The following is a 20,015-nucleotide window of genomic DNA, read 5'->3' on the forward strand; positions in this document are numbered from 1 at the left end:
TGACCATGGTCATGGACCACAGGATCACGGCCTGGGCGCTGTCGGCGCGGGTCTCGTAGTCGCGGGCGAGGCGGCGTGAGCGCATGAGCCAGCCGGTTGGGTCGGCCGCGCGGCGAGGTGCCTGCCTGTGGCAGGTCCTTTTCCGCGCGGCCTCCCGCCGAACCGGACATGACGGTTTCCCTGTCATCCGGCTCTCCAGTGATCACGACGTGAGTGATCCGGCCGTTCGCGCCTCGTGGATGCGGTCATGGCAGGCAGCGCAGGCCACGAGGGTCTTGCGCCGCCGGTCGAGCATAACGCGCGCCCAGTCGGACGGCGGCCATCCGGCGCGAGCGAGATCGGCAAGGGCCCGGACGTGATGCACCTGGACATCACCGGTGGCCCCGCAGACCTCGCACGTGTCCGCCAGGAGCCGGGTGATCAGCTCCTTTTGCGGATAGTCCACCCAGACAGGCCGACGGTCGACGACCTTCGCCGACCGCTGCTGCTGGAGAGGGATTCCGCCGAACCGCGCCACCAGTGGCTGCCTGTTCTTCCGCTCGATGCGGGCCTCGAAGCAGACTCGGGGCCCGTTTTGTGTGTCGATCCTGGCCTTGTGCTTGGCGGCCATCTTCGTCACGGTCGAACGGTGCTTGCCCGCAAGGGTCTTGAGCATGGACGTTTCCATGACCCATTGCAACCGGTGCAGCCGGAAGACGTCTCCGGCGAGCAGGTAGTACTGGACGATGCCCCGGTAGACGGCCCCGAACGTGGCGACGATCGCGTGATCGCTGCCGTTGGTCAGTTCCGTTCGTTTCGCGGGCTTGCCGCGAACGAGATAGGGCTCGCACTTGGCCTTGATCACGTCCCTGGGGACACGAAGAGCGATCTGGCCATTGACCCTGCGGTAGCGGCCGGTTTTCTTCGTGTCGTTGTGCTGGGTCGTGATCTCGTAGCCGAGGAACCTTGCTGCCCGGGTGCGGGCGTGGGTGATCAGCGTTTTCTCCTGGGAGAGTTCCAGCTTGAGTTCGTCGCGCAGGAATTCCGCCAGGCGGTGCTTGATCTGCTCGGCCTCGGCCTTGGGTCCGGTGAATCCGAGGAGGTGGTCGTCTGCATAGCGGACATAGCGAAGCCTGCGATATGACGGATCGTTGGGATCCGCACTCGGCAGGCTCACCATCCGCTGACGCAGTGTCCGGGCGTGTGCCCGGTCTCCGCGCCGGCGGGATTTCGCCAGAAGATTCTGCAACTCCAGATATGCCGGGTTCCTGACCCGGCGCTCTCCACGGGTGTACTCCGGGATCAGAACTTTCTCGACAAACTCGTCCAACTTGTGCAGGTAGATGTTGGACAGGATCGGGGAGGCCACTCCGCCTTGCGGCGCTCCGGAGAGCGTGGCTCCCCATTTCCAGTCCTCCAGGTATCCGGCTGTGAGCATGTTGCGCACCAGCCGCAGGAACCGCTGGTCACGGATTTTCTCGCCGAGGATCGGCAGCAGGACCTGATGGTCCAGGCTGCCGAAGCAGTCGGCGATGTCCCCTTCGATGAACCAGGATGTCCCGGTCCAGGTGTGGGCCACCTCCCGCAAAGCGGTGTGGCAGCCCCGGCGGGGACGGAATCCATGAGATCGGTCGGAGAACGTCGGCTCGTAGTACGCCTCCAGCAGCAGGCGGACCACCTCGCCGACGAGCTTGTCCGACCAGGTCGGCAGTCCCAGCGGGCGCATGCTCCCGTTCTTCTTCGGGATGAGCACGCGCCGAACCGGCCGGAAGCGGTAGCGCTCGTGGCGCATCGCCTCGATGATCCGGTCGATCTTCCGCCGGGACATGCCGTCCACGGTTTCCGGCGTGACCCCGGCCGTCATCGCGCCGTGGTTGGCGTAGATGCGCCCGTAGGCCAGCAGATACAACTGCGGATTGAACAACTGCCGATACAGTTCATCGCACGGCAGACGGCGCCTGCCGCGCTCACGCAGGACACCCAGCACCGTTACGGCGCTCTGCATTTCGCATACCTCCCCATGTCCGGGCGTCCGAATCACCTGGCCCCCTTCGCCCTGCGGACGGCTTTCCCGCCCTCCCCGGCCGGGCGTGACTCCGGCGACTACTACGGGGCCTCCGTCGCCATAGGACTCGCGTCCCGTAGGCGATCCCACGTTCGTCTCTGCTCGTACGTTCTAGCGCGACTTAGGCGTCCCACTCATCTCCTTGAATGTCCCCGTTGGACATCGCTCCGCCCCCGGAAGTTGCACCGGCCAAACCTTCGAGACCGGTGCAGGGTGCGGCGTCGGTTACAGCTGTCTTTCCGACGGATGAGAACTTGCATCTTCTGGAGATTGGGCTTCAAACAATCCAGTCTTCGCCATATCGCGCGGGCCGCCCGGCACACCGTCCCTGACAACTGGACCCGATCACCGGTTTCCTGACATGCTCTTGTCCCCTTCACCTTTCGGATCCAGGTAAGTCATTCGGCCCAGGAACCTCCTTCCGAGTTCCTCCCGGCTGAGCCGGGGATACAAACAGAGCGCCTCGTGGCGCACAACGTCCTCTCTGCCACCCAGCGGCGCGGGACGACGCGGAACCCGGACAGGTCGTCGGTGCGCTTGACGATCTCCACGACCAGGGCGAGCTTGGTCTTCGCCCAGGTGACAAGGTCGCCGGTGTAGCCGCTGTCGGCCCAGATCCTGTGCAGGTGGCGGAACTTGGCCTTCAGTGCGGGGAGGATGTCGGCGGCGGTGGCCCGGTCGCCGGCGTCGGCGGGCGTGACCAGGATCATCAGGAGCAGGCCGAGGGTGTCGACGACCAGGTGTCGCTTGCGGCCGTTGATTCTCTTCGCGCCGTCGTAGCCGCGCGTCGAGCTGTGCACGCTGGCGGCGGCCTTGACCGATTGGGAGTCGATGACCGCCGCGGTCGGCTCGGGGGCACGGCCCTCCGCGGTGCGGACGGCAGCGCGCATCCGGTCGTGGAACTCGGTCAGCAAACCGGTGTCGCGCCAGCGGGTGAAGAAGGCGTGGACCCGCTTGAACGGCGGGAAGTCGGTGGGCAGCGCGGCCCATTTGACGCCGTTGTCGACGAGGTAGCGGATCGCATCAAGTATCTGGCGGTGGCAGTAGCCCTCCGGCCGCCCGCCCCGGCCGCCCATCCACGCCGGCACCGGCACCAGGTCCCGCACCGCTGCCCACTCGGCATCGGTCATGTCACTGTCGTAGCGTCGAACACGCTCGCCATGATCTCCCGCGTTGCCGTACCGGTGCGCGAAACAATCACACCTTGGAGGAGCGAAGTTGCCGCCGGCCGCGGCGACGGCATACAAATGCGGCAACAGGGCCTCCTTGCGCTTTCGGTCTCGACAACCTCAAAGCTGCACAGGGGCCCTGTCTTCATGCGGCGACAACACCGAGATCACCCGAATCGGGAACACGGGAACACTCGTGCTAACCCCAAGCCCCGCGACGGGTTTGCGGATGCCTTCTGAGGGAACGGTGGGCGGCGCTGGAGATGGTTTTGGCCGGGACCCGGCCGCCGCTGCAGCTGTGCATGGCCACCAGCAGCCGCGCCGAGGCCCTGTCCTGGTACCGCGGGCTCCAGCCGATGGGAGTCGAGGGAATCTGCGCCAAGGGCTGGAACACCCGCTATCGACCGACTGCCCGCGCGGGGGCGGGAGCCTGGCAGAAGATCAGGCACGTCGAAACCGTCGACGCCCAAGTGCTCGCCGTCACCGGCACCCCGTTGCGTCCGCAGAGCCTGGTGCTGCGCCTGCCCGATGGCGCCGCCGTCGTTACCTCACCACGCCTGGCCCCGGTCCAGGCCCAGCAGGTCGCCGACGCTCTCACCGGTCATCTGGCTCCCGAGGCCGACGGGACCGGGACAACGTGGACGGTCACAGGGCCAGTGCGGCTTGCCGAAGTCGTCATCGGCACCGGCCGACACGGCACGGTGCGGTTCGTCCGGCTGCGGCCCGAGGAGTAGGACGAGGGCCCCGGCGCACGGGGCCGCTGATCTATGGTCAGATCCCCAGCCCTCGTTTCATGCGCCGCACCGGCTGTGGCTCCTGACCGGCGGCAGCGAGCTGGGCTGCTGAACGCCTGAGAGTGACGCGGTCGGCGGCCTGAGGGTCGGGCGTGGTGGCGAGCTGGTGGTGGAGTCGCTGCGCCGAGAGGTCGACTCCGAGCGCCGAGACCACGGTGGCGAGGGCCGTCGCGGCGGCCGCGCTCGCCCGGCCCGCGGACCGGTACTCCTCGGCGAGCTCGGCCCGCCGACCGGCGGGCAACGGCCGGGCCGGCAGTCGGTTGTGCCCGGGGCCGGAGGCTCGCATCATCAGCCGTCGGGTGTCGGCGAGGCGTTCGGCGAGGACGGCGTGGTCCTCGGCGAGGTGCTGGAGGCGGGCGGAGATCTGGCGCAGGGCGTCGCTCCACACCGGCAGGGCTGCGGCGATGTCGGGGGCCTGCCGGGTGGGTCCCCCGTGGCCGTGGGACATCCGCCAGGCGGGATCGGCGTAGAGGAGCCGGCCTACCCGGTCGACCAGGGCGTGGGACTCGGCGGTAACGGCCGAGGGGGTGTTGTCGGGAGCGGATCGCAGGGGAGCCCAGCAGGCGGCGACGCGGCGCCAGGCGTGTTCGGCTGTTTCCCAGGCGGTGTCGGCGGCGTGGACGGACGCGAGGTGGGCGGACACGGTGGCCGGGGCGTGGTCGGCGGCGTGGGTGAACAGGGCCCGGGTCAGCCGGTAGACGGCGGCGGCGTTGGTGGCTGCTGTGCCCATGGCGGAGGCGGTGTGCGCGTAGGAGTCGTCACCTGCCTGTACGGCGCGCCAGCTGATGTCCGCGAGCCGGTCGGCCGAGGCGGCGGCGCCGGTGCCGAGCTGTGCGGGGGTCTCCGCCGTGCGGGGCGGGTCGGGCTGCAGCAGCGCGCGGGGCCGTACGGTGTCGAGCGCCACGGCGCCGAGCCGGACGTCCGGGTCGGCGGCGAGCGCCCGGACCTCCTGCTGCACCAGTCCGAGCTGGTCGACGACCCGGCCGAGGGCTCGGATGCGCTCGGTGAAGGACGCGCTGGACGTGGCCGAACCAAGGCGGCCCACCAGGTCCGCGACCGTTCCGGTGAGAGCGAGGACCCTGACCAGGACGGCGGTGCGCAGCTGCGTGCTCTCCAGGGCGAGCCCGTGCCGGGTGAGGGGTCGGCCGTCGGGATCGGTGTGGGTGGCGAGCAGGTCCAGGCCGGTGCGCAGGGCCTGGACGGCATGGGGGACGTACCGGGGGGCCTGGAACGCCTGGAGGGCCGTGAGGGCCGGCGGCTTGCCGTAGGCGGCCCTGAGCTGTCGGGCGGCTTCGGCCAGGGCCACGTGCAGCCGGGCCCGGCGGGCACTGTCCGGTGCCGTCGCCGGGCCGGGGCCGGTGGGCGCCCGGTCGGGCAGGGTGTCCACCGGTTCCCAGCCGTACCGGGTCTCCACGGCGAGGAGGAGGTCCAGCAGGTCCGCGGCCTGGTGGCCGACGGTCCGTCGGTAGAGTTCCGAGCTCCGCTCGATCGGCAGGTGATCGGCGTGGGTGAGGTAGCTGGCGGCGAGGGCGACGAACTCGCCGAACTCGGCGCTCACCGGGCGGTCTGCGCCGGGCGGAGCGTGGTGCGCACCGCGGCGGCGGTGTGTCCGAGGAGGCGGACGGCAACCAGGGCGGTCAACGCTTCGTCCGGCACCATCGTGGTACCGGCTGCCGCCGCGAGCCGGCGCTCCGCCTGCTCCAGGAATTCGGCGAGCCGTCGGCCGTCGGCGAAGGTGAGATCGGTTTCGGGGTCGTCGCCGTCGTCGGGCTCCGGCAGGAAGCCGCGGAGCTCGATCGCGTGGTTGTGGGTGCCGTAGGCGGCCAGTGTGTCGCCGTCGTTGCCGCCTGCGGCGGCTAGGGCCCAGTACACGGTCTGGTTGGCGAGAGACCAGGCCGCCGAGAGCGGGCCCTGGATGCCGGGCTCGGCAAGGCGGGCGGCGATGCGGTCGAACCAGGCGGTCGTCATGGTGGACTCCTTCGTCGGTCGTTGTCGTGGCGGTCAGGGTGGCGGATCCGGCCGTCCCCTGGGCTGGTGGTGCGGGTTCCTGTGGATAACCCGGGGGTTCCGGCGGTTGTGGACTGATCCGGTCCCCCGAACGGGGGATCAGGTGACGATCCGGCGGACGGCGACGACCTGGTTGGGGCCGCCGTCGGCCGCCCTCCAGGCCTGGTAGCTGCCCGCCCGGATCTGGAGGCCGGTGCGGGGGGCCTCCAGGAGGCGGCCGTCGCCGATGTAGAGGGCCACGTGGCCGGGGCGGCCCGGACCGCCGTCCGTTCCAGTGGTGAAGACGAGGTCGCCGGGCCGGACGCTTCCGGGGTCGACCGGTTGCCCCTCCTCGACCTGGGTGAAGGTGGTGCGGCTCAGCCGGATCCCGGCGTGGGCGTAGGCCTGCTGGACGAGGCTGGAGCAGTCGCACCGGTGGGAGGGGGTGGCGCCCAGCGGGTCGGTGCAGTCGCCGCCGTACTGGTACCAGCCGCCGCGTTGGGCCAGGGCCCAGCGGATGGCGGCGGCGGCCTGCGGGTGGGTGCCGGCCGGGACGTCCCACCCCGGTGGGAGGGCGTCGTCGGCGGCGGCCGGCGGCCCGGCGGGCGAGGGGGCGGTGAAGTCCGGGACCGCGGCGACGACGGCGGCGACGTACCGCTGGGTTTCCGGGTACGGCGGGATGCCGTGCGCGGCTTCGACGGCGTGCCAGCCCGCGTTGTAGCCCGCGAGCGCGAGCTGCCACGGGTCGGCGGCGATGCCGGACTCGCGGGCCTGGCGGATCAGCGAGCACATCATCCGGCCCTGGGCGTCGATCGCGTCGGCCGGCTCGAACGGGCTGGTCACGCCGTTGGCGTCGGCGTCCCGGCCCCAGGTGCGCCAGGTGTCCGGAACGAACTGGGCGATGCCCTGGGCGCCCGCCGCCGAGACCGCGTTGGGGTCGAAGCCGCTCTCCCGGTGAAGCTGGGCGGCGAGCCGGGGAGAGGTCAGGCCCTGGTCGCAGGCCCCAGCGGCGCGCTCGATCATCGGAACGTACGACGCCGGGACGCTGCCCGGCCGAAGCGCGCTGCCGTACGGTCCGTGCCCCGGGGCGCTCGCCGCGGCCGGTACGTCGGTGGCGGCCGACAGCAGCACCAGGGCGAGCAGTCCAGCGGGTGCGGCGACCGCGCCGCCCGCCAGCAGGATCGTCCGTTTGGGCATGGTCCAGGTCCCCCGATCGTGTGGCACCCGTCGGTGTGTCAGGTACTGACCGGCCGGGCAGGCCGGCGCGGCCGGTGGCGAGGTGGCTGTCCGGGCGCCGCCTGCCGCACCGCCGGAGCGGGCCGACCTGCCGACCGGGAAGGCGCCCGGAGCGGCCGGACACGAGGACTCGCGGACAAAGACGCCGCAGGTGGGCCGCTGCCTCGATGGCCGGCATCACCTCCGGCCGGCCGTCGAGGCAGCGAGGACAGGGCCGCATGCCGGCCCCGGCCCCGAAGTCGGTGGTGTCGTACGGCACCGGCGCACCCCCGGTCACGATCCGCTCCAAGTCGATCGCCGAGTGTAAACAGAGCCGGTCGTCACTGTGCTAGACAGTGCGGCTACGACCAGTGATGGCCATGAACCGGCATCGAGCTGGCATCGCTGAACACCAGTCAGGTGGGAGGGAGTGAACATCGGTGGGCAGGTCCGCGCCCGTGGCCGGGCTGCACGCCGGCGCCCGGCTCGTCGTCCCGGTGCTGGGGGCGGCGGCCGGAAGCGGCCGGAGCACCGTGGCCCTGCTTGCCGCGGCCGGACTGGCCCGGCTCGCCTCGACGGTAGTGCTCGACAATGCGTCGACCGCGTCGTCGCCGTGGCGCCGCTGGCCGCTGGCCGGCGGCCCCGGGCTCGCCTCCGTACCCGCCGACCGGCCCCTGAGCACCGGTCAGGTCCGCGCCGCCGCCTCGTCCTGCCTCGACGGCCGGGTCCAGGTGCTCACCGACCGCAGGCCCTGGTCGCAGCCGCCGCTCGCCCTGCCCTCGGCGCCGTCGGCGTGGCCGGCGCTGGCAGGGATCGGCGGCTGGCAGGTGAGCGTGGCGGACACGGCGCTGACCGTCGCGGACGACCTCGGTGACGCCGGGGTCCACTCGCGCACCGCCCAGTGGATGCTGTTGGAAGGGGCCGTGCCGGTGATCTGCGCGCCGACGTCGAGAGAGGGCCTGGAGGCGGCCGCCGTCGCGATCGCCGCCGCCGAGAGCGTCTGTCTGCCGCTTCAGCGGTGCGTGCTGGCACTGGTCGGCATGGCCGGTGGGATGCCGCGACAGTGCAGGGCGGTCGCCACCATGCTCACGCCCCGGGTCGGCGCGGTGGTACGGGTGCCGCACTGCCCCACCTGGCGGGCGCACGCCCTGCGGACCGACCGGCTCAGCCGCCGGTTCGAGGCGGCCGGCACCGGGCTCGCCGACACCCTGATCACCACGGCCGAGAGGTCCTGGGGCCCGCTGCGGGCCCCGGCCGGGACGGCCGCCACTTCGGAGGATCCCTCGCATGACGACCTCTATGTCGCTGCTGGCCGCCCGGCTGACCACCCTGCCGTTCAATGACCCCACCAGCGCCCCGAGCGGGTCGTTCTACGACGTCGGGAAGAACTTCAAGCCCGAGGTGCCGAGCGGGGAGGTCGGCAGCGCGCTGACCACGATCGTCAACTGGACGATGGGCGGCTGCCTGGCTCTCGTGGTCGCGGCGCTGTGCGCGTGCGCCGCCATGGACTCCTTCGGCAGCATCTCGGACAAGCCGGATGTCAGCGCCCGGGGCAAGGCCGGCATGCCGAAGTGCTTCCGCGCCGCCGTGGTCATCGGCCTGGCCTGGCCGATCGTCGCCCTCGGCGCGAGCCTGAAGGGCTGACGGGATGGACTCCGTCGAGCTCCGCCGGCGCCGGGCCCTGCGCACGCTGGTCACCGGGGCGGCCCTGGCGGCGGCCGCCGCCGCGGGCGCGGTCGCGGTCCTGATCTGGCAGGCCGGACCCGGACCGCGGGCCGGCGCCGCCGCCCCCGCCACGGCTTCGGCTGCCGCCGTACCGCCGTCCGCGAGCCCGTCCACGGTGGTGCAGGCTGTGCCGCTGCCCGCGCCCGCCCGGGTCGAGAAGGGCATTCCGGTCGGCTACCCCCACACCCTGGCCGGTGCCGTGTCCGCGGCCGCCCACTACACCGAGGCCCGTGACCTGCTGAGCCCCGACGCGGTGCCCGGACAGATGAGGGTGATGGCCGGCAAGGACGACGAGAACTTCTTCAAACTGACCTCGCTGGCGATCGCGGACGCCCGGGACTGGCGGCGCCTGCTCGGTCTTCCCGAGGCCGGGGGCAGCACCGGCTCGGACTTCATCGCCCTCCAAGTCCGCGCCTACCAGGCCACTGCCGTGAGTGCGGACGCCGTCGACGTGTGGCTGCTGACCACCCAGACCCCCACGGTCGGCGGCATCCAGCACGGCACCGGCGTCTTCGCCATCGCCGCCCCGGTGGTGTGGGACGGAGGAGACTGGCACCTGACCGAGAAGAAGGTCACGCAGTCCCCGGTCGTCGAGGATCCGGGTACCGCGCAGGCCGACGCGGCCGGCTGGAGGCCCGTTGCCTACCAGCACTAGCGGCGTGCGGCGCGCGGTGCTGGTCCTGGTGCTCGTCCTGGCCGCGCTGGCCGGGCCCGCCACCGCGTTCGCCGCCGCGCCCCCGCCGGTTCCCGTCCCGGGCGCGGCCGCCGGAACACCCTGCCCCGCGCACACCCGGCCCGTCGGGCAGCCCGAGAAGCTGACCGCCACCGGTCTGCAACCGAAGCCCCCGGCCGAACAGATGGACGCGCGCGGTGGCTGTGTACCGCTCGACGAGGACGGCTGCCGGGCTCTCGGGCTGAGGGACGACCCGCTCACCACCTGTGTGTACTCCACCTTCAAGCACAAGTACTGCGACGCCGATCTCCTGCCCCTGCCCGGGATGGAGGTCTACTGCGAGAACGCCGACAAGGAAATGGCTGCGTGGTGCCAGCAGCACACCAACAGCACCCACTGCATGGTCAGCGCCAAGCACAGCCTCGCCACCGCCCTGAAGAACCCCGGCGCCGCGATCGCCGACGAGGGCACCAGCCGGCTCGCCCACACCTTCGCCAGCGCGGCGAAGTGGGTGCTCGGGGAGATGGCCAAGGCGGTCCTGGAAGGGTCCGTCGTGGATCTGGACGCTGACGGCATCTCGGACACCCTCGCCCTGATGCTCCAGCTGTCCGCGATCATCGCGGTCGTCCTGCTGTGCGTGGAGGTCACCCGCACCTGCGTCTCGCAGGAGGGCAAGGGGATCGCCACGGCGGTCACCGGCCTGGTCGAGTGGGCTCTGAGCTGCGCGGCCGTGTACACCGTCACCCAGACCCTGATCTGGGCCGCCGACGACGTCTCCACCTGGATGATCCGCTCCTCCGGCCTGACCACCGACCAGTTCGTCGGCCGCGTCACCGGCCTGTTCGCGGGCATGGACGTCGTCTCGGAGGTCGGCTGGCTGCTGGTGCTGGGCGTCGTCGGGTCGCTGGTCGCCGGGCTGATGTGGCTGGAGTTCGTCTTCCGGCACGACGCCCTCGACCTCCTGGTCGTCAGCTTTCCCGTATCGGCGGCCGGGGCGATCAGCGAGTTCACGCGGCAGTGGGCGCCGACGGCCCGACGGGCGGTGTACTCGATCGCGATGATCAAGCCGGTCGTCGTGCTCACCCTGCTGATCGGGCAGGGCATGGTCGGCGCGGCCACGACCGTCACCGGCGTCGTCGGCGGCCTGCTCGTCGTCGGCGTCGGCGCCGTCGCCTGGCCCATCGCGGGCCGCTTCATGCCGTGGTCCGGCGGCGGCAACAGCGGCGGGTCGGTCGCGAGCGGCATCATCGGCGCGGTCGGCGGCACCGCCGCCTCGGCGGTCTGGGGCCGCGGTGGCGGGGCTCCCTCCGGGAGCGGCGCGGCACCGCCGGGGCCGGCGCTGGCCAGGGCGGTGGAGTCGGACGACGCCGACCGGCGCAGGGCGGACGACGGCCGGCGCTCCTCGGCGGGCCGCGCGGTGATGGCCGGGCTGATGGCCGCCCAGGGCGTGAAGGCGGGCACCGAGCTGGCCTCCGGCGGTCTGGACGCGATGGCCGCGCACGCCGGGCTCAGCTCCGGGCGCGACATGGGCGGATCCGTCAACCTCCCGCCCAGCCGTTCCGGCGAGGCCTCCGCGCCCGCCGGGCCGCCGGGCACCGCAGGGGCGGCAGCCGCTCCCGCGCCCCGGCCGGCCCCCGCCGCCCGGTCTTCGTCCGTACACTCCGGCACGGCCGCTGCCGCGCCCCTTGCGGCTGCCGCCACGCCGCGACCGCCCTTGGCTCGCGCGGCGGGCGCGGCCCCCACGTCGCCGGGTCCCCCGCAGCCCGGCCCGACGAACGTCCCGACGAACGTCCCCGCGGACGTCCCTGCGGCCGCCGCCCACCCGACCCCGGCACCGGTCCAACCCCTGCCGGCCGATCCGCCACCAGGAGGTGAGGGGCCGTGACGTCCCCCGAGGAGCCGTCGACATACGGCGGCTGGCAGCGCGAGCGCAGCCCGTACCTGGGCGAGCTGAGCCTGAGCGGCCTGGTGACGGTCGCCGGCGCGGGCCTGGTCGCGATGCTGCCGGTCTACAGCCACGCGTGGGCGGGCGAGATCGTCGCCGTGCCCGTCGCCCTGATGCTGCTCGCCGCGGTCTACCTGCGGGTGTACGGCCTGACCGCGGCGGAGTGGCTCGTCCTCGCCGTCCGGTTCCAGATCGCTGTCGTCAGGAGGCAGACGATGTTCTTCAGCGGCGCGTTCGCACCCCGGCGATCCGACGGTGCGCGGTGCGCGGACCTGCCCGGCGTGCTGGCCCGCCTGGAGCTCCTGAAGGTGCCCACCGGGGCCGGCCGCGAGATCGGCGTCGTCCACGACCCGTTGCAGGGCCACTACTCGGCGGTCATGGAGGTGCGCTACCCCGGGATCGCGCTCGCCGACACGGCCCGGGTCGACTCCCGGGTCGCCGCCTGGGGCGGCTTCCTGCGGGGGCACTGTGTCGAGGGCGGGCCGATCGTGCGGATCTCGGTCACCGACCGGTCCGCTCCCGAGGACGGCACCGCGCTGATGGCGTGGACGACCGAGCACCTCGACCGGGGCGCGCCCGCCGCGGCCCACGACCTGGTCACCGGTCTCGCCGCCGAGGCCGCGCCCGCGGCCTCCACCCGCCGCACCTTCCTGACCGTCACCCTGGCCGCGTCCCGGGTCCGCCAGGACATCAGGAGCAGCGGCGGCGGCACCCTCGGGGCGACGGCCGTCCTGGTGCGCGAGTTGCTCGCCATGCAGGGCGCGATCGCCGCCGCCGACCTCCAGGTCGTCGCCACGCTGACCGTCGGCCAGATCGCCGAGGTGATCCGCACCGCCTACGACCCGGGCGAGGTGCCCGTGCTCGCCGCCCACGCCGCGGCCGCCTCCGCCCCCGGGTGGGCCGGCACACCGCCGGGCGTGGACGAGTCGGCCGCCGGCCCCGCCGCGGCCGAGCAGCACTGGAGCCGCTACCGGCACGACAGCGGCGTGTCGGCGAGCTTCGAGGTCTACGGGTGGCCCGAGGGCCGGGTGTACGCGAGCGTGCTGACCCCGCTGATGAGCCCCTCCGGCACCGCCCGGCGGAACGTGTCGCTCACCTACGAGTGCCTCGGCGCCCGCACCGCCCGCGCCACGCTGAGCCGCGAGCGCACCAAGGCCGACGTCAAGCGCCGCGTGCGCGCGCGGGGCGGGCGGATCGAGTCCCTGGACGAGCGCAAGGCGCTGGTCGACACCCAGGACCAGGACCACGCCCGTACGGCGGGCCACGGCATCGCGCGCTTCACCGGCGTGGTCACCGTGACGGTCGAGGAGCCCGACGAGCTGCCGCTGGCGACCGCCCGCCTGAAGCGCGACGCGTACACCTCCGGCCTGCGCCTGCGCGAGCTGTACGCCGCGCAGGACAGCGGGTTCGCGGCGACGCTGCCGCTCGGGCTGGGTCTGCCGGTGAAGCGGCGGGCGGTGATCTGATGGGCCGCCTGAGCGACTGGTTGCGCCGCGGGGACAGCGATCTGCCCTCGATCGGCCTGCCGGACGTCCTGACGACCGGTCCGGCGCCGGTTCCCGCTCAGCGCGGACGGCGGGCGCCGCGGCGCCCGGCCCCCGCGGCACCGGCACCGGCACCGGTCCTGGGGTGGCCCGGCCCCCACGCCGGGCGGGCCGTGCGGGTGGCGAGCCCCGAGGTCCACCGCTGTGACACCCACAACCTCGCCGGCCTCTACCCGTTCGGGGGCGGCTCGGCCCTGCCCGCGGTCGGCGCCTACATCGGCCACGACGTCCTGACCGGCCGGCAGTTCTCCATGCACCCGGGCGCATGGGTCCAGCACAAGATCGTCTCCAATCCCGCCGTGCTGGTCACCGGCACCATGGGAGCCGGGAAGAGCGCGCTCATCAAGGCCCTGTCCACCCGGCTGGCGGCGTTCGGCGTGAAGGTGCTGATCGCCGGCGACGTGAAGGGCGAGTACGGGCGGGTGTGCCGCTGGCTGGGCTGCGAGCCGCTGGAGCTCGGCCCCGGGCTGCCCGGGCGCGTCAACCCGCTGGACGCCGGCTCGCTCGGCGACGGCCTGGAGCGCGTCACCGACCCGGTGGAGTGGCGCGAGCGGCTCACCGAGATCCACCGGCGCCGCCTGAGCCTCCTGTGCACGCTGCTGGAGCTGCAGATGCGCCGGCCGCTGACGCCGGAGGAGACGGAGGCGATCTCCGCCGCGATCAAGGAGGTCACCGGCCAGCTGAGGGGCACCACCGTCCTGGCCACCCCGACGCTTCGCGCCGTGCACGCCGCCCTGCGCGACCCGAGCACCGAGATGGCGCGCGAGCTGCGGATCCGGGGCGAGGACATCCAGGCCACCCGGGAGGCGACCAGGGCGTCCCGGGCGGCGCTGGCCACCATGCTCGACGGGCACGTCGGCGACCTGTGCAGCACGGCGGAGACCTCCACCGGCCGCATCGACTGGTCGGCGCCGATGGTCAGTGTGGACATCTCCCGCACCCGCGCCTACGGGGACGAGACCGTCGCCATGATCATGATGTGCATCTCCAGCTGGACCCAGGCCGCGATCGACCAGCCCGGCGGGCCCCAGCGCCTGGTCGTGCGCGACGAGCTGTGGCGGGCGCTCCAGGTCGGCGGCGCCACGGTGATCCGCAAGCTCGACTCCGACCTGCGCCTGCACCGGGCCGACGGGGTCTTCGACCTCGCCGCCACCCACCGGCTGTCGGACTTCGAGGCGGTCGGCCCGGCCGGCTCCGAGGCCGTGATGATCGCCCGGCACATGGTCTCGTCGTTCGACACCAAGGTCACGATGGCTCAGGACGTCCGCTCCCTGGGCGCGATCCGGGACGCGGTCGGCCTCACCGAGCCGCAGGTGGAGCTCGTCTCCGGCTGGGGCCGCGCGCACGCCGGCCGGGGCCTGTGGATGCCCGGCCGCTCCGGCGCCTTCCCGGTCCAGCTCCACCTCACCGAGACCGAAAAGGATCTCTACCACACGGACGAGCGGATGGCCCTGTGACGGTCGACCGGCGCTCCGAACCGACCTGGGCCCCGACGTTGCTCGGCGCCGCGGTGCTGTGGCTGCCGGCGTCCGGGCTGATCGCCGCCCGGGTCTGCGCCCTGCTCACCGCGAGCCCCTGCCACCTGGTCGGCGGCGCCGGCCTCGCCGCCGTCACCTGGCCGCTGCGCGGCCCGGCCGCGGCCTTCGCCCCGGCACCGTCGGGCTGGCTGTGGTGGCCGCTGCTGGTGCTGGTCTGGGCCGGCCCGGTCGCGGGCGCCACGTGGCTGTGGGTGCGCCGCCTCGCCGACCCCGGCGCGGACGGCGCCCGCTGGGGCGGCCGGGCGACCGAACGCCGGCTCCGGGTGCCCGAGGAGCCCGACCGGCGTCGCAACCGCATGGCCTTCGGCCGCAGCAAGGCCCGCCGGAACTGGATCCTCGCCGCCCAGGAGAACATCTCCGCGACCGTGTTCGGCCTGCCGGGCAGCAGCAAGACCACCGGGCTGGTGCTGCCGATCGCCGCCGAGTGGTACGGCCCCTGCGTGATGACCACCGTCAAGGCGGCCGACCTCGACGTGGTGTACGCGCGGCGGGCGGCCCTGGGCCCGGTGTACGTCGTCGCCCCGGCCGGCCTGCCCGACCGCCCGACCGCCCGCTGGTCCCCGGTCGACTACTGCGCCGACGCCAAGGCCGCCGACCGGATGGCCGGCTGGCTGGCCGACGCCGCCTCGACCGCCGGCGACCCGCGCTCCGGCCCCTGGGTCGACCAGGCCAAGGCCGTCGTCAAGGGCGTGCTGCTGGCCGCCAACCTCGCCGGCGGGGACATCACCACGTTCAGGCGCTGGCTCGCGCTCGCCGAGGACGCCGTGGACGAGGTCCGCGAGGTCCTGGTCGACGGCGGCCACCCCGACGTCGCGGACGACTACGCGGCCGCGTTCGCCCTGCACCCCGACGGCGTCGGCTCCATCAAGTTCACCCTGTCCGTGATCACCAAGGTCTACGCGGACGAGGAGGTCCGCGCCACCGCCGCCGCCAGCGACTTCACCGCCGAGGAGATCCTCGACCGGTGCGGCACCGTCTGCCTGATCGCCAGCGAGGCCGACGGCGAACGCTTCGCGCCGCTGCTGACCGCGATCACCGCGAGCATCGTGCACGCCGCCCAGGCCCGCTACCAGCGCACCGGCCGCCCCCTCGACCCCGCGCTCGGCCTCGTCATCGACGAGGCCGGCAACTGCTTCCGCTACAAGGCCCTGCCGAGGCTCCTGACCGTCGGACGCGGCATCGGCATCGTCGCCCTGACCGTGTGGCACGACCTCAGCCAGCTGATCGGCGTGCTCGGCCGGGAAGCCGCCAACACCGTCATGAACGCGAGCGGCCTGCGCATGCTGCTGCCCGGCAACGCCGACCCCGAGACCCTGCGGGCCTTCACCAACCTGCTCGGCCGGGCCCTGGTCACGAGGAGGTCGACCAGCAGGGGAGGCGGCGGTGCGTCCACCTCCGAGCAACTGGTCGAGACCGACCTCGCGCCCACCCACGTGCTGCGCGAGCTGCCCGACTTCACCGCGATCGCCGTCTACGGCAACCAGCGCCCCGTACGGGTGCGACTCCGCCGCACCTACGCCGACCCGGACCTGGTCAGGCTCCTGGCCGGGAAGCCCGAGCCGACGGCTGCGGCGGCCCCCGCGCCAGTGGTGGTCCCGCCGCGGCCGCAGCACCCGCCCACGACACCCCCGGTCCCGCTGACCAAGTCCTGAGGAGAAGAATCCGTGTCCGAGACCTACACCGAGCCGACCGACGGCCTGGACCCGGCCGATCCGTGGACGGACCTCCCCGAGCCCGACCCCGCGCCCGTGCCGCGGATCGTCCTGCGCGACATGGAGCCGCAGGAGCGGCGCTCCCGGCTGGAGGAGCTCGGGCACTGGCTGCGCTGGCTCGTGGAGGTCAACCCGGAAGCCCGCGCCTCGGTGCCCGCCTGCTGGCACCGGCACGAGGACGTCATCGAGGTCCTCCTCGCCCTCCAGATCGGATGGGTCCGGTCCTACACCCGCCCCAGCCCGGGCCGCGACACCGCCGAGGCGGACTGGCTGATCACCGCGAACAACCTCCTGCCGACCACCCGCCGCGCGAAGTGCGCCAACGGGCACGCCGACCCGGCCGCCCGGCCCTGGGGCGGGCCGGACGAGGAGACCCTGCGCCGGTGGCTGGAGGAGCCCGGCGGCCTCGGCACCCGCGAGCGCGAGCACCCCAGCCCGGCCCTGGCCGCCGAACTGAGCACCGACGAGCAGCCGCTGTAGGACGCCGGATCCGACGACACCCCGCCCACCCGCCGAGGCCCGGTGGACGCCGGCCGACCCCGAGGAGGACCTGATGCCAACCGAGCCCGCCGAACCCGACACGGGAGCACGGGACCAGCTCACGCCGGAGGACGTCGCGGCCGGCGGCCCCACCCCACCGTCCACGACCGGCGGGACCGTCCGGGAGGCGGGGGCGGCCGGCACGGCCGACGGCGCGGAGCCGCCCTACAGCGTCTTCGGTGACCCGGCGTACGAGATCGTCGAGTCCCGGCGGGTCGGTGAGAGCACCTACGTGCGCGCCTACCGGCGCGGAACCGAGGAGGAGTCCCTCTGGGTCCACCGCGGCGAGGAGTCCGAGGAGCTCATGACCAGCGGCGGGGCGTTCCGGCCCCATGACGCCTACCGCGCGATGACCGGACCGGACGCCCCGACCTCGCTCTACGAACAGCTCCTCAAGGAAGACGACCTCTGGATCGTCCAGGTCCGCGACCACGAGAGGTGGGAACGCGAACGCGAGCGGGCCGAGGACGAGGCGGCCCTGCACGGCCTGGACGCGGGGCCCGACGACGGCGACGACATGACCCGGGCCGAGGACGACGGCATGGCCCGGGCCGCGACCGACGGGGGCGCCGCCGCGAAGTCCCCTTCCACCGACGGCGGTTGGATGTCCGACGCGCTGACGCTCACCGCCGACATGCCGCAGGAGCAGGCCGCGCTCCTGCGGGAGCGCCTCGGTGTGCTGACCGCCACCCTGCGGGACGACCGGCACGAGAGCGCCCCGGGCGACGCGGCGCAGGCCGGGCTCCCGCCCGAGCAGGCCCTCGCCGAACTCACCTCCGCCATCGAGACCGTACGGGCCCGCGCGGAGTGGTGGCTGGCGCTGCCGCAGTGGGCACAGGTCCAGTCGGTCCAGGCGGCCGCCGTCGGGGCCTGGTCCACCGTCAAGGAGGCCGTCGGGCAGCAGACCGTGCTCGCCGACGGCGAGTACCGGGCCACCCGGCTCCTGCGGGGCATCTGCGCCGCGGCCTGCCGGTCGGTCGCCCGCCACGCGGCCGACCTCGCCCATGACCTCACCACCCGCGGCTACGGCGGCACACCCGCCTGGACCGCGCTGCGCGCCCTGTCCCGGCGGGCCGGAACGCTGGCCGCACGGGTCCTCGGCCGTCCCGTCGACCGCGCCACCGCCCGGCGCCTGGCCGCGCTCGACGCCGAGGTCGCGGCGGTGGCCAGGGCGGAGCGGGCCGACCGGCGCGCGGTGCTGGCCGACGGTGCCGACCGGGTCGCCGCGGCCTTCGCGGCCTGGGCCGGCACGCCGACGGGCCGCCGACTTGCGCGTTCCGCCCATCCGCGCGCCGCCGCACTCCGCAGGGCCTGGCAGGGGATCCCACGCCCCGGCGTCGAACCGGTGGCGGTGGCACGCGCCTACGCCCGGCTGGCGAGGGCGGCCCGCTCCCTGGCCGACGCCGCCCGCGCCGCGCGACGGTTCCGCAGCGCCGACGTGGCGGTGCTGGACGCCGTCACGCGGGCCGCGGACGAGCACACCCGCCGGGTCGCGCCCGCCGCCGGTCTCACGCCGCCCCCGCCCACCGTCCGGCACGCCCCGTACGCGACCAGGCAGGGCGCGAGCGGCGGCTCCATGCTGGTCGCGGACGCGCTCAACGCGTGGACGGCGACCGAGATGGGCGGCCGCCTGCGTGGCTCCCGGCACCCCCGGGTGGCCGCGCTGAGGGCGGCCTGGAGGAACCTTCCCCCGGTCGAGCTCCCCGACGGCCCCGCCGCGGCAGCCAGGGCCTTCCACCAGGTCGCGCACCGGACGCGGGCCCTCGCCGAGGCGGCCCGCGCCGGCGGCCGCTTCCGGCCCGCCGACCTCGCCGCCCTGGACGCCCTCGCCCTGGACGCCGCCGTCCACGCGGGCCGACTGGCCGCCACCGCCGGCATCGTGCTGCCCTCCGGGGCCGGTGCGCCGGCGACGCCTGCGCACCAGGCGGCGGCGGTACGGTTCGACGGGCCGTCACAGCGGGCACCGCGCACGGCGGTCTGAGCTCCCGTTCGCGGGCGGTCGGGCCGCACCGGCCGGGGGCACTGCTACGGCCGGTAGGAGGGCGGGACACCGTCGAGGGGCAGGCGCTCACGGTACCGGTGCACCGTCTGCGGCCCGCCCAGCTCGGCCTGCCGGAGCATGACGGTCTTCCGCTTCTCGGCCCGGCGCCGCTGGACGGCGGGCAGGCGTTCGGCCGCCTCGTGTGCGCGCTGGTCGGCCGGCATCGCCGTACGCGCCCGCTGCTCGTCCCGCAGAGCGTCGATCCGTAGGCGAAGGCGGCCAGCCCGGTCGCGGTACTCGCGGGCGGTGCGGTGGTGGTGCCGGGCGTCCTGGTCCGCGATCCGGCGCAGGTGGTCGCGGTAGGCCTCGGCGCAGCCGCCGATGCGTGCCCACAGTTCCAGTGCGGCGTCGACGCCGGCGGGGTCGCCGATGTCGGCGAGCGCCTGGGCGCGGACTGTGCGGTGGTGGTGCTCGGCCTGGAGCAGGGCCTCGAACTCCGCCTGCCGGGTGCGCCGCAGCTCGACGAGGGCTTCGCGCTCCCCGCCGGGGAACGCGGGACGGCCGGACGGTCCGGCGGCGGCGAGTTCGTCGGCCAGGCGGGCCCGGCGCCGGGCCAGGTCGGCGAGTGCGGCGTCGGCCGCGCGCAGCCGGTCGTGGCCGGTGACGCGGTCGACGAGCGCCTGGACCTGTCGGTCGATGCGGCCGCCGGGGAGCATCCGGGCCTCGGCGCGGGCGGCACGGTCCTCGGCGTCGGCCGCGGCCTCGGCCTGGCGCGCGGCGCGGTCGAGGGCGGTCCGCAGGGCCGCGTCGAGTTCGGCGTCCGACCAGCCGCCGAACGGGCGTTCCCGCCAGGCGGGGACGGCGGTCGGGACGGGGCGCCGCCGGTCGGGACGTTCGGCCGGCTGCCCGACGGCAAGCCGTTCGGCGGCCCGGCCGCGCTCGGCGTCGGCCCTGGCCCGCAGGCCGTTGGGGGCGGTCCGGGCCAGCCGCCGTTCGGCGGCGGCGAGCGCCTCTGCGGCCCGGACGGCCAGGGCGGTGTGCGCGTCCGGCGCGGCGCGCAGATGCTGACCGGCCCGGTGGACCTGATCCTGCGCTGGTACGACGAGCTCCAGATCGGTCAGGCCTCGCTGGCCCGGCTGGTCGGCGTGC

At 74.1% G+C, this 20,015-nt stretch carries 15 protein-coding genes and 1 pseudogene; 10 read left to right on the forward strand and 6 right to left on the reverse strand.

The window, feature by feature from the left end; translation table 11 throughout:
- Positions 1–202 precede the first annotated feature (202 nt).
- On the reverse strand, positions 203–1,984 hold the full coding sequence (locus tag ABZ449_RS39175) for a reverse transcriptase domain-containing protein (protein WP_360356095.1): 1,782 nt from the start codon (positions 1,982–1,984) through the stop codon (positions 203–205).
- Between the two features lie 458 nt (positions 1,985–2,442).
- Positions 2,443–3,174: an IS5 family transposase gene (locus ABZ449_RS39180; protein ID WP_360356096.1), complete on the reverse strand. Its 732-nt coding sequence runs from the start codon at positions 3,172–3,174 to the stop codon at positions 2,443–2,445.
- A gap of 341 nt (positions 3,175–3,515) precedes the next feature.
- On the opposite strand from ABZ449_RS39180, the gene ABZ449_RS39185 reads away from it, so the two are divergent.
- Positions 3,516–3,947 (forward strand): hypothetical protein, encoded by a 432-nt coding sequence (locus ABZ449_RS39185; protein ID WP_360356099.1) that lies wholly within the window; start codon positions 3,516–3,518, stop codon positions 3,945–3,947.
- Between the two features lie 37 nt (positions 3,948–3,984).
- On the opposite strand, the gene ABZ449_RS39190 is transcribed toward ABZ449_RS39185, so the two are convergent.
- From ABZ449_RS39190 to ABZ449_RS39200, 3 genes are all read right to left on the reverse strand, one after another.
- Positions 3,985–5,565, reverse strand: a complete 1,581-nt coding sequence (locus ABZ449_RS39190) for a hypothetical protein (protein ID WP_360356102.1) — start codon at positions 5,563–5,565, stop codon at positions 3,985–3,987.
- A complete protein-coding gene (locus tag ABZ449_RS39195) occupies positions 5,562–5,975 on the reverse strand; it encodes a hypothetical protein (RefSeq protein WP_360356105.1) in 414 nt (137 codons plus the stop codon). Before ABZ449_RS39195 ends, ABZ449_RS39190 begins: the two co-directional genes overlap by 4 nt.
- 138 nt (positions 5,976–6,113) lie before the next feature.
- Positions 6,114–7,190, reverse strand: coding sequence for an NlpC/P60 family protein (locus ABZ449_RS39200; RefSeq protein WP_360356108.1), 1,077 nt, complete (start codon positions 7,188–7,190; stop codon positions 6,114–6,116).
- Positions 7,191–7,648: 458 nt separating this feature from the next.
- Here ABZ449_RS39200 and ABZ449_RS39205 point away from each other — a divergent pair, with 458 nt between their 5' ends.
- The 9 genes from ABZ449_RS39205 to ABZ449_RS39245 all read left to right on the forward strand — a co-directional run bounded on the left by ABZ449_RS39205 (position 7,649) and on the right by ABZ449_RS39245 (position 18,866).
- Positions 7,649–8,551, forward strand: a complete 903-nt coding sequence (locus ABZ449_RS39205) for a hypothetical protein (protein WP_360356111.1) — start codon at positions 7,649–7,651, stop codon at positions 8,549–8,551.
- Positions 8,496–8,852 (forward strand): hypothetical protein, encoded by a 357-nt coding sequence (locus ABZ449_RS39210; RefSeq protein ID WP_360356113.1) that lies wholly within the window; start codon positions 8,496–8,498, stop codon positions 8,850–8,852. Before ABZ449_RS39205 ends, ABZ449_RS39210 begins: the two co-directional genes overlap by 56 nt.
- A gap of 4 nt (positions 8,853–8,856) precedes the next feature.
- A complete protein-coding gene (locus ABZ449_RS39215) occupies positions 8,857–9,588 on the forward strand; it encodes a hypothetical protein (RefSeq protein WP_360356116.1) in 732 nt (243 codons plus the stop codon).
- Positions 9,572–11,491 (forward strand): hypothetical protein, encoded by a 1,920-nt coding sequence (locus ABZ449_RS39220; protein ID WP_360356118.1) that lies wholly within the window; start codon positions 9,572–9,574, stop codon positions 11,489–11,491. Before ABZ449_RS39215 ends, ABZ449_RS39220 begins: the two co-directional genes overlap by 17 nt.
- Positions 11,488–13,017 (forward strand): SCO6880 family protein, encoded by a 1,530-nt coding sequence (locus tag ABZ449_RS39225; protein WP_360356121.1) that lies wholly within the window; start codon positions 11,488–11,490, stop codon positions 13,015–13,017. The genes ABZ449_RS39220 and ABZ449_RS39225 overlap by 4 nt, the downstream gene beginning before the upstream one ends.
- Complete coding sequence (locus ABZ449_RS39230; RefSeq protein ID WP_360356123.1) at positions 13,017–14,552, forward strand: type VI secretion protein; 1,536 nt, start codon at positions 13,017–13,019, stop codon at positions 14,550–14,552. Before ABZ449_RS39225 ends, ABZ449_RS39230 begins: the two co-directional genes overlap by 1 nt.
- Positions 14,549–16,285: a type IV secretory system conjugative DNA transfer family protein gene (locus ABZ449_RS39235; protein WP_360356126.1), complete on the forward strand. Its 1,737-nt coding sequence runs from the start codon at positions 14,549–14,551 to the stop codon at positions 16,283–16,285. The genes ABZ449_RS39230 and ABZ449_RS39235 overlap by 4 nt, the downstream gene beginning before the upstream one ends.
- 12 nt (positions 16,286–16,297) lie before the next feature.
- Positions 16,298–16,825 (forward strand): hypothetical protein, encoded by a 528-nt coding sequence (locus ABZ449_RS39240; RefSeq protein ID WP_360356129.1) that lies wholly within the window; start codon positions 16,298–16,300, stop codon positions 16,823–16,825.
- A 73-nt stretch (positions 16,826–16,898) separates the two neighbouring features.
- Complete coding sequence (locus tag ABZ449_RS39245) at positions 16,899–18,866, forward strand: hypothetical protein (RefSeq protein WP_360356132.1); 1,968 nt, start codon at positions 16,899–16,901, stop codon at positions 18,864–18,866.
- 44 nt (positions 18,867–18,910) lie between these two features.
- Here ABZ449_RS39245 and ABZ449_RS39250 read toward each other — a convergent pair.
- Positions 18,911–20,015: pseudogene (locus tag ABZ449_RS39250) on the reverse strand (hypothetical protein); the annotation flags it as partial.

This window comes from Kitasatospora sp. NPDC005856, assembly GCF_040629945.1.
Classification (GTDB): domain Bacteria; phylum Actinomycetota; class Actinomycetes; order Streptomycetales; family Streptomycetaceae; genus Kitasatospora.